Here is a 14623-nt window from a genome sequence, read left to right on the forward strand (position 1 = left end):
GACGCCGCGTATCTGATGTACCGTCAGGTACATGACTCCCAGGTCCGGTCAGCGCACCGCGGTCGTCGGAGTGGCGCTCTCCGACTGCGGGCGGGTCGACGACGCGACCCCGTACGCCCTGCACGCACAGGCCGCCCGCCGCGCCCTCGCCGACGCGGGCCTGGACCGGGCGGTGATCGACGGCTTCGCCTCCGCCGGGCTAGGCACACTGGCGCCGGCGGAGGTGGCCGAGTACCTCGGCCTTCGGCCCACCTGGGTCGATTCCACCTCCGTCGGCGGCTCCACCTGGGAGGTCATGGCGGCCCACGCGGCGGACGCGATCGCGGCGGGCCACGCCCGGGCGGTGCTGCTGGTGTACGGTTCCACGGCCCGCGCGGACGTGAGGGCGGGCCGCCGCACGGGCACCCTGTCCTTCGGCGCCGGCGGCCCCCTTCAGTTCGAGGTTCCCTACGGCCACACGCTGATCGCCAAGTACGCGATGGCGGCCCGCCGCCACATGCACGCCCACGGCACGACGATCGAGCAGCTGGCCGAGGTGGCGGTGCAGGCCCGGGCCAACGCGGCGGCCAACCCGGAGGCCATGTTCCGGGACCCGATCACGGTCGGTGACGTCCTGGCGGGGCCGGTGATCGCGGACCCCTTCACCAGACTGCACTGCTGCATACGCTCCGACGGCGGGGCGGCGGTCCTGCTGGTGGCCGAGGAACTGGTACGGGACTGCCGGACGCGGCCGGTGTGGGTGCTGGGGGCCGGAGAGCACGTCTCGCACACGACGATGTCCGAGTGGCCGGACTTCACGGTGTCCCCGGCGGCGGTGAGCGGCCGCCTCGCCTTCCGGCGGGCCGGGGTGCGCCCGGCGGAGATCGACTTCGCGGAGATCTACGACGCCTTCACCTACATGACGCTGGTGACGCTGGAGGACCTCGGCTTCTGCGGGAAGGGCGAGGGCGGGGCGTTCGTGGAGAAGGGGCGACTGCTGGTGGAGGGCGGGGAGCTGCCGGTGAACACGGACGGAGGCGGGCTGTCCGCCCAGCACCCCGGGATGCGGGGGCTGTTCCTGCTGGTCGAGGCGGTACGGCAACTGCGCGGCGAAGCCGGGGCACGGCAGGTCCGCAAGAGGGGTGGGCGGCTGCCGGAACTGGCGGTGGCGTCGGGGACGGGGGGCTGGTTCTGTTCGTCGGGGACGGTGGTGCTGGGGCGGGGGTGAGGGCGGCGGGGTGAGGGGCGCTGGGTGAGGGCGGCGGGAACGGCGTTCCGGGGTGACGGATACTCGGGGGCATGGCAACGGATCTTCACGAGCTGCTCAGGTCCCTGCGGGTGTGGGACCCGGAGACCACCGAGCTGCCCGCCTTCGACCCGGCGGCGGCGCCCGGGGAGCCGCTCGCGCTGTTCACGGAGTGGTTCGCGCAGGCGGTGGCGGCGGGGCAGACCGAGCCGCACACCATGTCGCTGGCGACGGCGGACGCGGACGGCACACCCGACGTGCGGATCGTGATGCTGCACGGCGCGGACGCGGACGGCTGGTCGTTCGCGACGCACGCCGGCAGCCGCAAGGGCCGGCAGCTGGCGGCCCGGCCGTATGGTGCCCTCGGCTTCTACTGGCCCGTGCACGGCCGCCAGATCCGGGTGCGCGGCCCGGTCACGGCCGCGCCGTCGGAGGAGGGGCAGGCGGATCTGCACGCCCGCTCGACCGGTGCGCTGGCGGCGGCGCTCACCGGCCGCCAGAGCGAAGTACTGGGCTCCACGGAGGAGTTGGCACGGACGTCGGAGCAGGCCTGGGAGCAGGCGCAGCGCGAGCCGGACGCCCCGGTCCCGTCCTGGACCCTGTACCGCCTCCGGCCCGAGGAAGTGGAGTTCTTCCAGGGGGAAGCGAGGCGCCGGCATGTGCGGCTCCGCTACCGCCGTACCGACGGGACATGGGCCAAGGAGCTGCTGTGGCCCTGAGCGTCGGTGCTCAGCCGCCCCCGACCTCGTACACCGCGAAGTCCGCCACCGGCCGGTATCCGAGGCGCTGGTAGAGGCCGTTGCTCGTGGGGTTCGCGAGGTCGGTGAAGAGCAGCACCTCCTTGGCGCCCGCGTCGAGCGCGGCCCGGCTGACCGCTGCGGTGGCGCCCCCGGCGTAGCCGCGGCCGCGGAACGGGGCGGGGGTGTAGACGGTGGCGACGCGGACCTGCCCGGCGACCTCGGGTGTCACGCTCGCCATGGCGCGAGGCGTACCGTCGGGCGTCTCCCACAGCGTGACCCCGCCCTCCGCGAGCCGGCTCCGGGCCCAGCGGTCCGGGTTCGGCCCGGGGTTCTCGTCGACGTCCGCCGAGAACCCGGCGTACCACCGGGCAACCAGCTCGTGGTCGTCCGCCGTCGCGACACGGGCGCGACCGGGCGGCGCGGGATCGGGCGGGGTGAGGGTGCTGAGGCGGTAGAGCCGTTGGCGCTGCGCGAGGCGGGCGGGGGCCCCGGTGCGGCGCTCCCAGGCGGCGACGAACGCGGCGGCGGCCTGCGCCGGTCCCATGACGGACGGGACCGCTCGCCCGTCCTGCACCAGCCGTGCCGCCAGCGCGTCGGCGGCCTCGGCGGTGAGCGGGGTCAGGTTGAGCGGGTAGGGCGGCGTCTGGAAAACGGTGGCCCGTACGGTGCCGTCGCCGTCGACGCACCGGCCGTAGTACGGCGCCTCCTCACCGAAGACGGTCCGCCCCTCCGCCCGGAGCCTGTCGGTGACCGTCAGCTGGACGGTGTGCAGCGCGGGCTCGGACCACAGGAACGCCCCGGCCCGGTCGAGGAACTCCTCGAGGTCATCGGTGAACTGCCAGTCGTACGCGTCTGAGGCCATGGGCCACGATCTCGTGAACCGCCGTGCGGTGCAGCCGATTTACGCCTCCCGGTGCGGAACCGTCGGCTCCGGGTCGCTCGCGATCCTGGCGTGCAGGTGCACGTCCCGGAACGCGTCGTGCCGTCCCGCTGCGAACATCGCGTCGCGCAGCGTCCCCTCGTACCGGAAGCCGCACCGCTCGGCGATACGGCAGGACGCCTCGTGGCCGAGGGCGTGGCCCAGTTCCAGGCGGTGCAGACCGAGGTCGGTGAGGGCCCAGTGGGCGGCGAGCGCGAGCGCGCGACCGGCGACCCCGTGGCCGCGGGCCTCGGGCAGGACCCAGTAGCCGACGCGGGCCACCATAAGGACGCGGTCGATCTCGTTGACGCCGATGTGCCCCAGTGTCGTACCGCTCGCCGCGTCGGTGATCCGGAACGACACGTTGGTCCCGTCCGCCGTGCCCGCCGCCTTCGACCGCAGCGACTCGCGCGCGTCGGCCCTGTCCCGCACGATCTTCAGCGGCGTGTTCCACCGCGCGAAATCCGGGTCGGTCAGCCCCCGGAACCATGCGTCGAGGTGGGTGTCGGACTCCGGGTCCCAGAGGCTCAACCGCAGACCGTGACCCTGGAGTTCGGGAACGGGGCGGCTGAGGGTGCTCTCGCGTATGTCGGCCATCTGGCCATTCAATCAATCGGACCGGATGCGATCACCGGTTTTCCCGCGGCCGGAAGACAGGCACGCCCTCCTGGAAGGCCACCTCCAGCGCCATGCCGATCCGCAGCCCGGACGGTCCGCACCCCACCACCTCGGTCATCATGCGCGGCCCCTCCGCGAGGTCGACCACGGCGGCGACGTACGATGCGCGCTCGTCGAAGGGCGGCAGGTCGTTGCGGTGGACGACGGACCAGGTGTAGAGGGTCGCCCGGCCGCTCGCCGACTCCCAGGTCACGTCGTCGCTCCAGCAGAACGGGCAGAACTCGCGCGGGTAGTGGTGGGCGCGCCCGCAGGCCGCGCAGCGGCGGACCAGCAGCCGTCCCCGCGCCGCCGCGTCCCAGTAGGGGCGCGTGAAGGCGTCCACGTCGGGGACGTCGAAGCGCCCGCTCACCGGAAGAGCCCGAGCACGCCGTCCACCGACCACGTCTGCCACGACATCCCGAACAGCGCCACCACCGAGATCAGCGCCATCATCGAGTTCTGCCCCTGCTCGGCCCAGTCGTGGATCATGAGGACGAAGTAGAGGACGTTGAGCACGAGCCCGCCGGCCAGGGCGACCGGTGTGAGGAAGCCGGTGATCAGTCCGAGCCCGAGGGCGAGTTCGGCGTACGCCACCACGCACGCCATCGTCTTCGGCCTGGGCGCGACCAGTGCGTCGAAGCCGCTGCGCACCGCCGTCCAGCGGTGCTCGGCGGCGATGTCCGCCGCCCACGCGATCCCGGTCCCCCGCTCGAACCACGCCTTCTTGTCCTTGTGCCGCCAGCTCTCCAGCCACCACAGCCCGAGCCCGATACGCAGCACGGCGAGCCATTCCCCGCCGGTGAGCCAGATCGTGTCCATGGGCTCTCCTGCCGCCGAGTGGATCTGACGGTATGTCAGTTCAGCTCATGCGCGGCACACACGCAAGAGGGCGGCCCACGGCTCCGCCACAACCGGTCCGCCTGCGCCACCGGTCCCACCCACTCCCCCTACAGCCGTGATCGATTCGCAACCGATTCCGGTCTTGACCGAGACCCATCAACGCTGTGCGAGATTACGCTCCCGCTCATGGCCGACTCGTCTTCCGCTTCACCGCGTGCCGTGGTGCCCGCCCACGAGGACCGACCGGTGTACGTCGTCGGCGGCGGCCCGGGCGGGCTCGCCGCCGCGCACGCGTTGCGCGCCCAGGGCGTACGGGCCGTCGTACTGGAGAAGTCCGACCGGGTCGGAGCGTCCTGGCGGCGCCACTACGACCGGCTGCACCTGCACACCACGCGGCGCCTGTCCGCCCTGCCCGGGCTGCCGATGCCTCGGTCCTTCGGGCGGTGGGTGTCACGCGACAACGTGGTGCGCTACCTGGAGAAGTACGCCGAGCACCACCAGCTGGAGATCGTCACCGGCGTCGAGGTCTCCCGCATCGATCCCGCCCCCGACGGCACCGGCTGGCTGCTGCACGCCACCGGAGGCCGTGAGCTGACCGGCAGCGCCGTGGTCGTCGCCACCGGCTACAACCACACCCCCCGCGTGCCCGACTGGCCCGGCCGCGGCGCCTTCACCGGCGAGCTCCTGCACGCCGGCGAGTACCGCAACGCCAAGCCGTACGCCGGCCGCGACGTCCTCGTCGTCGGTGTCGGCAACACCGGCGCCGAGATCGCCGTCGACCTGGTGGAGGGCGGCGCCTCGCGGGTGCGGCTGTCGGTGCGGACGGCGCCCCACATCCTGCGGCGGTCGACCGCCGGGTGGGCCACCCAGTACACGGGTGTGCTCGTACGGCGGCTGCCGGTGGGGCTCGTCGACCGGCTGGCCCGGCCGGTGACGAGGCTGAGCGTGCCGGACCTGTCGGCCTACGGGCTGCCCCGGCCCGGCACCGGGCTGTACAGCAGGGTCAAGGACGGCTCGATCCCCGTGCAGGACGTCGGGCTCATCGACGCCGTGCGCAAGCGGCGGGTGGAGGTGGTGGCGGCCGTCGAGGGCTTCGAGGGCGGCAAGGTCGTCCTCGCCGACGGCAGCCGGATCGAGCCGGACGCCGTGATCGCCGCGACCGGATACGTCCGCGCCCTGGAGGGGCTGGTCGGGCACCTCGGCGTGCTCGACGCCCGCGGCAGGCCGGCCGTCCACGGCGCCCGCACCCCGGGCACCGCCCCCGGCCTGTACTTCACCGGATTCACCAACCCGATCAGCGGGATGCTCCGCGAACTGGCCATCGACGCCCAGAAGATCGCGAAGGCCGTCGCCCGCCGGGTGGAGCGGACGCGCACCACAGACTGACACCGGCCGGACGGGTCCGGCACGGCGGCCGCCGACCCGGCGACCGAACGGGCCGGCGCGGTGGCCGCCCACCCGGTGCCGGCCACAGGCGACCGAACCAGCTGGGACCCACACGGCCGCCGCCGGCCCGCCACCGGTGTCGCCGGGCGGCCTCACGCCACCTCGTGCGCCCCATCTCTTCCTGACCTCGCGTCGGTTCAGTAATCTGACAGAACGTCAGTTGCTGAGCCGTCACACGGAAGCGGGCGGAGCGATGCTTGGATCAACCCATGGCACCCTGACCACCGACTCCCGCCGGGCCCGCGTCGCCGCCTGCGGGGAACCGTCCTCGCCCATGGTGCGGGGCAGGGCCGCCGACGCCGGTGACCTCGATGTCAGCGGGCGGCCGCTGCATGCCGACGTCCCCGACCTGGACCGGTTCTTCCGGCCCGAGTCCGTCGCCGTCGTCGGCGCCTCCGACGCCGAGGGGCGCCCGCACACCGGCATCACCCGGCAGCTGCTCGCCTGGGCCGAGCGGGTCGGCGCCCGGCTGCACCCCGTGCACCCCACCCGTCAGTCCATCTTCGGGATGCCCTGCTCTCCTTCCGTCGCGGACCTGCCCGAACAGGTCGACCTGGCCGTGCTCCTGGTCTCCGACCCGCTTCCCGTGGTGGAGGAACTGGGGGCGGCGAAGGTGAAGTTCGCCGTCGTCTTCGCCTCCGGATTCGCCGAGACCGGGCAGGAGGGAGCCGCCGCCCAAACGGTGCTCGCCTCCGCCGCCCAGCGGGCCGGGGTGCGGCTGCTGGGGCCCAACACCAACCTCAACGCCTTCGAGCGGTTCCGGGACGACCTGGACGGGCCGGCCATCGCGCTCATCACCCAGTCCGGGCACCAGGGGCGTCCCGTCTTCGCCCTGCAGGAACTCGGCATACGGCTCTCCCACTGGGCCCCCACCGGCAACGAGGCCGACCTGGAGACCGCCGACTTCCTCTCCTACTTCGCCGAGCGGCCAGAGGTCGGCGCCATCGCCTGCTACATCGAGGGCCTGAAGGACGGCCGCGCCTTCCTGCTGGCCGCCGACCGGGCCGCCCGGCGCGGTGTGCCGGTCGTCGCGGTCAAGGTCGGCCGCACAGAGGCCGGCGCCCGCACAGCCGCCTCACACACCGGCAAGCTGACCGGCGCGGACGACGTGATCGACGCGGCGATGCGGCAGTACGGGGTGATCCGCGTCGACGGGCTGGACGAACTCCAGGACACCGCCGCCCTGTTGGCCCGGGCCCGCACCCCGCGCGCCGACGGCGTCGTCGTCTATTCGATCTCGGGCGGCACGGGCGCGCACGTCGCGGACCTGGCGGCCCGGGCTGGGCTGCGGCTGCCGGTGCTGTCCGGGGCCAGGCAGGCCGAGCTGCACCAGTGGATACCCGAGTACCTGAGCGTCGCCAACCCCGTCGACAGCGGCGGTCACCCGGTGGGCGACGAGCGGGGGCGGAAGATCATCGACGCGCTCCTGGACGACCCGGAGGTGGGCGTGCTCATCTGCCCGATCACCGGACCCTTCCCTCCGCTGAGCGACAAGCTGGTGCGGGACCTGGTGGACGCGGCGGAGCACACGGACAAGCTGGTGTGCGCGGTGTGGGGGTCGCCGGTCGGCACCGAGGCCGCCTACCGCGAGACGCTGCTGGGCTCCTCGCGCGTGGCCACCTTCCGCACGGTCGCGAACTGCGTCTCGGCCGTCCGCGCCCACCTCGACCACCAGCGCTTCGTGCGCGGCTACCGCTCCCCCTTCGACGAGGCACCCCGCACCCCCTCGCCCTCCTTCCGCAAGGCGCAGGCCCTGATGCGCCCCGGGCAGCAGCTGAGCGAGCACGCGGCGAAGCAGCTGCTGCGGGCGTACGGCATCCGCGTACCGCGCGAGCAGTTGGTGACCAGCGCGGCGGCGGCGGTGCGCGCGGCGGGGCTCGTGGGCTACCCGGTGGTGATGAAGGCGTCCGGCGCCCAGCTCGCCCACAAGACGGAGCTGGGGCTGGTGAAGATAGGGCTGACCTCCGCCAGCCAGGTCCGGGACGCCTACCGGGAGCTGACCGACATCGCGCGCTACGAGGGGATCAAGCTCGACGGTGTCCTCGTGTGCCAGATGGTCGAGCGGGGTGTCGAGATGGTCGTCGGCGTCTCGCACGACCGGCTCTTCGGGCCCACGGTCACCGTCGGGCTCGGCGGTGTGCTGGTCGAGGTGCTGCGGGACGCCGCCGTGCGCGTGCCGCCCTTCGGCGAGGAGCAGGCGCGGGACATGCTCGGCGAACTGCGCGGGCGGGCCCTGCTGGCCGGGGTGCGCGGGCGCCCCCCGGCCGACCTCGACGCGCTCGTCGAGGTGGTGCTCCGTGTCCAGCGCATGGCGCTCGAACTCGGGGACCGGATCGCGGAGCTGGACATCAATCCGCTGATGGTGCTGCCCAGGGGGCAGGGAGCCGTGGCGCTGGACGCGCTGGCGGTGTGCCGCTGAGACCCGGATCAGCCGAACCAGCCGAACCAGCCGAACCAGGAAACGGAACAGCATCATGTCCTCCCCCGAAGACTCCATGGACAGCGAAGATCCCGTCGAGTCATTGGTACTGCACACCACTGACAATCACGTCGCGCAGCTCACCCTCAACCGCCCCGACTCCCTCAATGCCATCACCCCTGACCTGCGCGAACTCCTCATCCGGAAACTGCAGGACGCCTCCGCCGACCCCGATGTGCGCGCCGTGGTCCTCACAGGCGCAGGACGCGGTTTCTGCACCGGCGCGGACCTGCGCGGCGGGGCGGGGTCCGGTGAGCGGATCGCCGGCGACGTCGCGCGGACCATCCGCCGGGGCGCCCAGCGGCTGATCGCCGCGGTCCTCGACTGCGAGAAGCCGGTGATCGCCGCGGTGAACGGAACCGCCGCCGGACTCGGCGCCCACCTCGCGCTCGCCTGCGACCTGGTCCTCGCGGCCGAGTCGGCGAGGTTCATCGAGGTGTTCGTGCGCCGCGGCCTGGTCCCGGACGGCGGCGGGGCGTATCTGCTGCCCCGGCTGGTCGGTCCGCAACGCGCCAAGGAGCTGATGTTCTTCGGCGACGCCCTGCCGGCCACCGACGCGGAACGCCTGGGCCTGGTCAACCGTGTCGTACCGGAGCACGCCCTGGAGAAGACCGCCCGCGACTGGGCCGCCCGCCTCGCCGCGGGCCCCACCCGTGCCCTGGCCCTCACCAAGCAACTGGTCAACGCCTCCCTGGACGCCGACCGCGCCGCCGCCTTCGCGGCCGAGGCCACGGCCCAGGAGATCAACATGACGACGGCGGACGCCCGGGAGGGCGTGGGGAGCTTCGTGGAACGGCGGGAGCCCCGCTACCACGGCCGCTGAGGACCGCGCGGGCCTTCACTCGTGACTTCACTTCTGACGTTCCGTCAGTTTCAATGGGTGGTGTGATGGGACACGCAGGGATGGCCGCCACCGCCGTCCGTTACCTCAGGTCCATCGGGGCGCGCACGGTCGCGGGACCCGTCGAAGCGCTGCCGCGCCCGGAGTTGCGGGCCGTGCGGGAAGATGAGCGGGCGCCCGTCGACTCGGCTGAATTCCGGCGTGTACTGGGAAACTTCGCCACCGGTGTCACCGTTGTCACCGCGCCGGCGGCGGACGGTGAGGTGAGCCCCGCCGGTTTCGCCTGTCAGTCGTTCTCGTCCCTCTCCCTTGATCCACCACTGGTCGCGTTCATGGTCGGCAGGGCATCGACGACCTGGCCGCGGATCGCCCGCGCCGGGGTGTTCTGCGTGAACGTGCTGGCTGCCGACCAGGGCGAGCTGTGCCGGGGCTTCGCGGTGAGCGGCGGGGACAAGTTCGCCGGGGTCCGGCACGAGGCGGCGCCCTTCTCCGGGGCCCCGCGCCTCATCGGCGCCACGGCGTGGATCGACTGCGCGATCCACGCCGTGCACACCGGTGGCGACCATCTCATCGTGGTGGGCCGGGTGGAGGCCCTGGGGACCGGCGACGGGGACCACACGCCGCTGCTGTTCCACAGGGGGCGGTTCCTCTAGGGCCATGCCCCGGACGATCAGCCGGCCGGGTCAGGCCAGTGCCGGTGCTCCCGCCGGGCGGCGCCGGATCACCAGGGCCATCAGGGCCGCCGCCGCGCACAGCGCCCCCGCCGCGTACCAGACCACGTCGTAGGAGCCGAAGGTGTCCCGGGCCATGCCGCCGAGGAAGGCGACCAGGGCCGCGCCGACCTGGTGGGAGGCCAGGACCCAGCCGAAGACGATGGCGCTGTCCTCGCCGTACTGCTCCCGGCACAACGCCAGCGTGGGCGGGACCGTGGCGACCCAGTCCAGGCCGTAGAAGACGATGAAGAAGATCATCGGCGGATGGACGGAGGGGGCCAGCAACATGGGCAGGAACAGCAGCGAGGTGCCGCGCAGGGCGTAGTACACGGCGAGCAGGCGGCGCGGCTCGAAGCGGTCCGTGAACCAGCCCGAGGCGATCGTGCCCACCACGTCGAAGACACCGATGACCGCGAGCAGCGATGCCGCCGCCGTGATCGGCATGCCGTGGTCGTGGGCGGCCGGGACGAAGTGGGTCTGGATCAGGCCGTTGGTGGACGCGCCGCAGATCGCGAAGGTGCCGGCCAGCAGCCAGAACGGCCCGGTGCGCACCGCCGAGAACAGCACGGTGACGGCGCGGCGGGCGGCGCCCCGCGCGGGTTCCGGCTTCGGTACGAACTCCTCGGCGCCGTACGGCTTCAGACTCACGTCCGCCGGGTGGTCGCGCAGCAGCAACCAGACGAAGGGGACGACCGCGAGAGCGGCGAGGGCCACCGTCACCGCCGCCGGGCGCCAGCCGTGGTGCTCCACCATCCAGGACAGCAGGGGCAGGAAGATCAGCTGTCCGGAGGCCGAGCCCGCGGTGAGGATGCCGCTCACCAGACCGCGCCGCGTGGTGAACCAGCGGTTGGTGACCGTCGCCGCGAAGGCCAGCGCCATCGAGCCCGAGCCCAGGCCCACCAGCAGACCCCAGCACAGCAGAAGCTGCCAGGGCGCCGTCATCCACACGGTCGCGCCCGAGCCCAGTGCGATCACCACGAGGGCCACGGCGACCACCCTGCGGATGCCGAAGCGGTCCATCAGGGCGGCGGCGAACGGGGCGGTCAGGCCGTACAGCGCAAGGTTGATCGACACCGCCGCGCCGATCGTGCCGCGCGACCAGTGGAACTCCTGGTGCAGCGGGTCGATCAGCAGGCCCGGGAGCGAACGGAAGGCCGCGGCGCCGATGATCGTCACGAAGGTGACGGCGGCGACGAACCAGGCGCGGTGGATGCGGGTCGTCCGGGTCGGTTGTGGTTCCTCGACAGTGGGTGCGGTTGCGGTTGTCTGGGTCACGTCATAGATCTTCGGGCCTGGGCTCCTTTCGATCGAGTGGCCCGGAGGACAGCGTTCGCTAGGATCGGGCCATGACCCGTGAGTCCGCGTTCCGGCCGCACCGCGTCGTCGTCCTCGCCCTCGACGGGCTGCTCCCCTTCGAACTGGGCATCCCGCACCGGATCTTCGGGCGCCCCAAGGACGCCGAGGGCCGGCATCTGTACGAGGTCGTCACCTGCTCCGTCCGGCCACCGGGCCCGGTCGAGACGGACGCCGACTTCTCCATCCACGTCGAGAACGGCCCGGAGGCCCTGGCCACCGCCGACACCGTGATCGTCCCGGCGTCCTACGAGCTGGGCCCGGTCTTCGACGAGGGCGTGCTGACCGACGAGCTGGCCGCCGCCCTCGCCCGGATCCGGCCGGGCACCCGGCTCGCCTCCATCTGCACCGGCGTCTACGTCCTCGCCGCCGCCGGCCTTCTCGACGGGCGTCCCGCCACCACGCACTGGGCCGAGGCCGAGCACTTCCAGCGGCTGTTCCCGCGGATCCAGGTCGACCCGGACGTCCTGTTCATCGACGACGGCGACATCCTGACCTCCGCGGGCGTAGCGGCCGGGATCGACCTGTGCCTGCACATGGTGCGCCGCGACCACGGCAGCGTCGTCGCCAACGAGGTGGCCCGCCGCACGGTCGTCCCGCCGCACCGCGACGGCGGCCAGGCGCAGTACATCCACCGCCCGGTGCCCGAGCCGCAGCTGGCGACCACCACCGCCGCCCGCGCCTGGGCGCTCGGCCGTCTCCACGAACCGATCCAGCTGCGCGACATGGCGGAGCAGGAGGCCATGTCCGTACGCACCTTCACACGCCGTTTCCGCGAGGAGGTCGGCATGAGCCCGGGCCAGTGGCTCACCCAGCAGCGCGTCGAGCGGGCCCGCCATCTGCTGGAGTCCACCGACCTGTCGATGGACCAGGTGGCGCGGAACGCCGGTTTCGGCACCGCCCAGTCGCTGCGCCAGCACCTCCAGGCGGCCCTCGGGGTCACGCCCACCGCATACCGGCGCACCTTCCGCATGGGGGCCGCCGACCCGGCCGTCACTCCCTAGGTCCACCGGGCGGCGGGCCGGGTCAGAACGTCAGTACCGCCCTCGCCACCCGCCCCGCGTGCACGTCCGCCGCCGCCTTCTCGTAGTCCTCCACCGGGTACGTCGCCGTCACCAACTCGTCCAGCAGCAGCCGGCCCTCGCGGTACATCCGGGCGTAGCGCGCGATGTCCCGCTGGGGACGGGAGGAGCCGTAGCGGCAGCCCAGGACGGCCTTGTCCAGGTACATCGACGAGACGAGGAAGGACGCCTCTGCCGTCGCCGGCGGTACGCCGAGGAGCACCGCCTGGCCGTGGCGGTCCAGGGCGTCGATCGCCGCGCGGATCAGCTCCACCCGGCCCACGCACTCAAACGCGTGGTCGACACCGGAGGGGAGGACGTCCTTCACCCCGTGCGTCGAGGTCAGGAAGTCGGTCGCGCCGAACCGGCGGGCCACCGTCTCCTTCGCCGGGTTGGCGTCCACCGCCACGATCCGCGACGCTCCCGCGATTCGCGCGCCCTGGATGACGTTGAGGCCGATTCCGCCCGTTCCGATGACAAGGACCGTGTCGCCCTGGTCCACCCGGGCGCGGTTCAGCACGGCGCCCACCCCGGTGAGGACTCCACAGCCGATCAGGGCCGCCGACGGCAGCGGGATGTCCCCGGGGACGCGGACCGCCTGGACGGCCTTGACGACCGTGCGTTCCGCGAAGGCCGAGGTGGAGGCGAACTGGTACACCGGCCCGCCGCCCCGTGTGAACGGGCGGCCTGGGCGGCCGATCGCCTGCCGGCACATCGTCGGCCGGCCGCGGTCGCAGTCCGCGCACGTACCGCAGTTCGCCAGGGTGGACAGCGCCACGTGGTCGCCGGGTGCGACATGGGTGACGCCCGCGCCGACCGCCTCCACCACGCCGGCGCCCTCATGGCCGAGCACCACGGGGACGGGGAAGGGGATGGTCCCGTCGACCACGGAGAGGTCGCTGTGGCACAGCCCCGCCGCACGGACCGCCACTTGGACCTCGCCGGGTCCCGGGTCCCGGACCTCCAGATCGTCAACGACCTGGGTCCGGGTGCCGTCGTAGAGCACGCCTCGCATCGCAACCCCCTCAGCCCTTGGTTCCCCTGGGTTCCTTCGGCAGGCCGAGCACGCGCTCGGCGATGATCGTGCGCTGGATCTCGTCGGAGCCGCCGTAGACGGTGTCGGCCCGGCTGAACAGGAACAGGTGCTGGAGCGGGTCCAGCTCGTACGGCGCAGTGGGCGACCAGTCGGCCGGGCCCGCCGCGCCCGCCGCGCCCCTGACCTGCATCGCGAGTTCGCCCAGGCGCTGGTGCCAGCGGGCCCACAGCAGTTTGGCCACGCTGGGGGCGGCGGAGTCCGTCGTGTCGCCGAGGGTGCGCAGGGCGTTCCAGCGCATGGTGCGCAGTTCGGCCCACTGGGTGACGAGGCGGTCGCGCAGCACGGGGTCGTCCGCCGCGCCGGTGGCCACGGCCGTGCGGACGACCTCGGACAGTTCGTTCGCGAAGCCGATCTGCTGGGCCAGGGTGGAGACGCCGCGTTCGAAGCCGAGCAGGCTCATCGCCACCCGCCAGCCGTTGCCCTCGCCGCCGACGACGTGTTCGGCGCGGGCCGTCGCACCGTCGAAGAACACCTCGTTGAACTCGCTGGTCCCGGTGAGCTGGCGGATGGGGCGGACCTCGATACGGCCGGGCTGGTCCATGGGGAGGAGGAGGAAGGTCAGGCCGTGATGGCGGCGGGAGGTGGGATCCGTGCGGGCGAGGACGAAGCACCAGTCCGCCTCGTGGGCGAGGGAGGTCCAGATCTTCTGGCCGGTGACCCGGTACGAGGTGGGGGTGTCACGTACGGCGGTGGTGCGCAGGCCCGCCAGGTCCGAGCCGGCGCCGGGTTCGCTGTAGCCCTGGCACCACAGTTCCTCGCCCCGGGCGATGGGTGGCAGGAAGCGGGATTTCTGGGAATGGGTGCCGTGGGCGAGGAGGGTGGGGGCGAGGAGGTTCTCCCCTATGTGACCGGAGCGGGGTGGTGCCTGGGAGCGGGCGTATTCCTCGGCCCAGACGACCTGTTGGGTGAGGGTGGCGCGGCGGTTTCCGTAGCCGTCCTCGGTCCAGGACAGGCCGATCCAGCCGGCTCGGCCGAGAGTGCGTTCCCAGGATCGGCGGGTGTGGGGGGTGCCGAGGTGGGTGCGCAGCCAGGTGCGGGCCTGCGTGCGGAAGGTTTCGTCCTGCGGGTCGGGGCTGAAGTCCATGGTCTCCGCCTTGTGTTGTGGATCGGCGATGCGTTGTCCGCGGACCGGAGGTCTCTCGCCCCCGCTTCCGCTACCCGTCCCGGCCGTGGGGGCTGCGCCCCAGACCCGCGCCTCGGCCTGAACGGCCTCGTCCTCCAACTCGCCCCGGGCTCCACGAGCGGGGCCCCCA

The 14623-nt window shown here is 72.9% G+C and carries 14 protein-coding genes; 7 read left to right on the forward strand and 7 right to left on the reverse strand.

Annotation, left to right across the window (positions count from 1 at the left end):
• Nucleotides 1-31 precede the first annotated feature (31 nt).
• A complete protein-coding gene (locus tag ACFYZE_RS29180) occupies nt 32-1207 on the forward strand; it encodes an acetyl-CoA acetyltransferase (RefSeq protein ID WP_389000312.1) in 1176 nt (391 codons plus the stop codon).
• Nucleotides 1208-1278: 71 nt separating this feature from the next.
• Entirely contained in the window at nt 1279-1944 is a 666-nt protein-coding gene (locus tag ACFYZE_RS29185) for a pyridoxal 5'-phosphate synthase (RefSeq protein ID WP_389000315.1), read from the forward strand.
• A gap of 10 nt (nt 1945-1954) precedes the next feature.
• On the opposite strand, the gene ACFYZE_RS29190 is transcribed toward ACFYZE_RS29185, so the two are convergent.
• Genes ACFYZE_RS29190 through ACFYZE_RS29205 form a run of 4 tightly spaced genes read right to left on the reverse strand, consistent with a single transcriptional unit; the run spans nt 1955 to nt 4360 of the window.
• Complete coding sequence (locus ACFYZE_RS29190; RefSeq protein ID WP_389000317.1) at nt 1955-2827, reverse strand: GNAT family N-acetyltransferase; 873 nt, start codon at nt 2825-2827, stop codon at nt 1955-1957.
• A gap of 39 nt (nt 2828-2866) precedes the next feature.
• On the reverse strand, nt 2867-3481 hold the full coding sequence (locus tag ACFYZE_RS29195; protein WP_389000320.1) for a GNAT family N-acetyltransferase: 615 nt from the start codon (nt 3479-3481) through the stop codon (nt 2867-2869).
• Between the two features lie 31 nt (nt 3482-3512).
• Nucleotides 3513-3911 (reverse strand): Zn-ribbon domain-containing OB-fold protein, encoded by a 399-nt coding sequence (locus ACFYZE_RS29200; protein ID WP_389000323.1) that lies wholly within the window; start codon nt 3909-3911, stop codon nt 3513-3515.
• The gene (locus tag ACFYZE_RS29205; protein ID WP_389000325.1) at nt 3908-4360 is read right to left on the reverse strand and encodes a DoxX family protein; all 453 of its coding nucleotides are present in this window, start codon (nt 4358-4360) and stop codon (nt 3908-3910) included. The genes ACFYZE_RS29200 and ACFYZE_RS29205 overlap by 4 nt, the downstream gene beginning before the upstream one ends.
• 207 nt (nt 4361-4567) lie before the next feature.
• Between ACFYZE_RS29205 and ACFYZE_RS29210 the strand changes: the two genes are divergently transcribed.
• The 4 genes from ACFYZE_RS29210 (at nt 4568) to ACFYZE_RS29225 (ending at nt 9800) form a co-directional block, all read left to right on the forward strand.
• The gene (locus tag ACFYZE_RS29210; protein ID WP_389000327.1) at nt 4568-5767 is read left to right on the forward strand and encodes a flavin-containing monooxygenase; all 1200 of its coding nucleotides are present in this window, start codon (nt 4568-4570) and stop codon (nt 5765-5767) included.
• A 253-nt stretch (nt 5768-6020) separates the two neighbouring features.
• Nucleotides 6021-8246 carry an acetate--CoA ligase family protein gene (locus ACFYZE_RS29215; protein ID WP_389000330.1) on the forward strand — a complete coding sequence of 742 codons (2226 nt, stop codon included), beginning with the start codon at nt 6021-6023 and terminating at the stop codon, nt 8244-8246.
• Between the two features lie 55 nt (nt 8247-8301).
• Nucleotides 8302-9129, forward strand: a complete 828-nt coding sequence (locus ACFYZE_RS29220; protein ID WP_389000333.1) for an enoyl-CoA hydratase/isomerase family protein — start codon at nt 8302-8304, stop codon at nt 9127-9129.
• Between the two features lie 65 nt (nt 9130-9194).
• Nucleotides 9195-9800, forward strand: coding sequence for a flavin reductase family protein (locus tag ACFYZE_RS29225; protein WP_389000336.1), 606 nt, complete (start codon nt 9195-9197; stop codon nt 9798-9800).
• 30 nt (nt 9801-9830) lie between these two features.
• Here the strand turns inward: ACFYZE_RS29225 and ACFYZE_RS29230 are convergent, their stop codons facing one another.
• Nucleotides 9831-11135 (reverse strand): MFS transporter, encoded by a 1305-nt coding sequence (locus ACFYZE_RS29230; protein WP_389000339.1) that lies wholly within the window; start codon nt 11133-11135, stop codon nt 9831-9833.
• Nucleotides 11136-11206: 71 nt separating this feature from the next.
• Between ACFYZE_RS29230 and ACFYZE_RS29235 the strand changes: the two genes are divergently transcribed.
• Nucleotides 11207-12217 (forward strand): GlxA family transcriptional regulator, encoded by a 1011-nt coding sequence (locus ACFYZE_RS29235; protein WP_389000342.1) that lies wholly within the window; start codon nt 11207-11209, stop codon nt 12215-12217.
• Nucleotides 12218-12239: 22 nt separating this feature from the next.
• On the opposite strand, the gene ACFYZE_RS29240 is transcribed toward ACFYZE_RS29235, so the two are convergent.
• Nucleotides 12240-13289: a Zn-dependent alcohol dehydrogenase gene (locus ACFYZE_RS29240; protein WP_389000345.1), complete on the reverse strand. Its 1050-nt coding sequence runs from the start codon at nt 13287-13289 to the stop codon at nt 12240-12242.
• A 10-nt stretch (nt 13290-13299) separates the two neighbouring features.
• Complete coding sequence (locus ACFYZE_RS29245) at nt 13300-14454, reverse strand: acyl-CoA dehydrogenase family protein (protein ID WP_389000347.1); 1155 nt, start codon at nt 14452-14454, stop codon at nt 13300-13302.
• Nucleotides 14455-14623 lie beyond the last annotated feature (169 nt).

Source organism: Streptomyces sp. NPDC001796 (assembly GCF_042892355.1).
GTDB lineage: Bacteria > Actinomycetota > Actinomycetes > Streptomycetales > Streptomycetaceae > Streptomyces.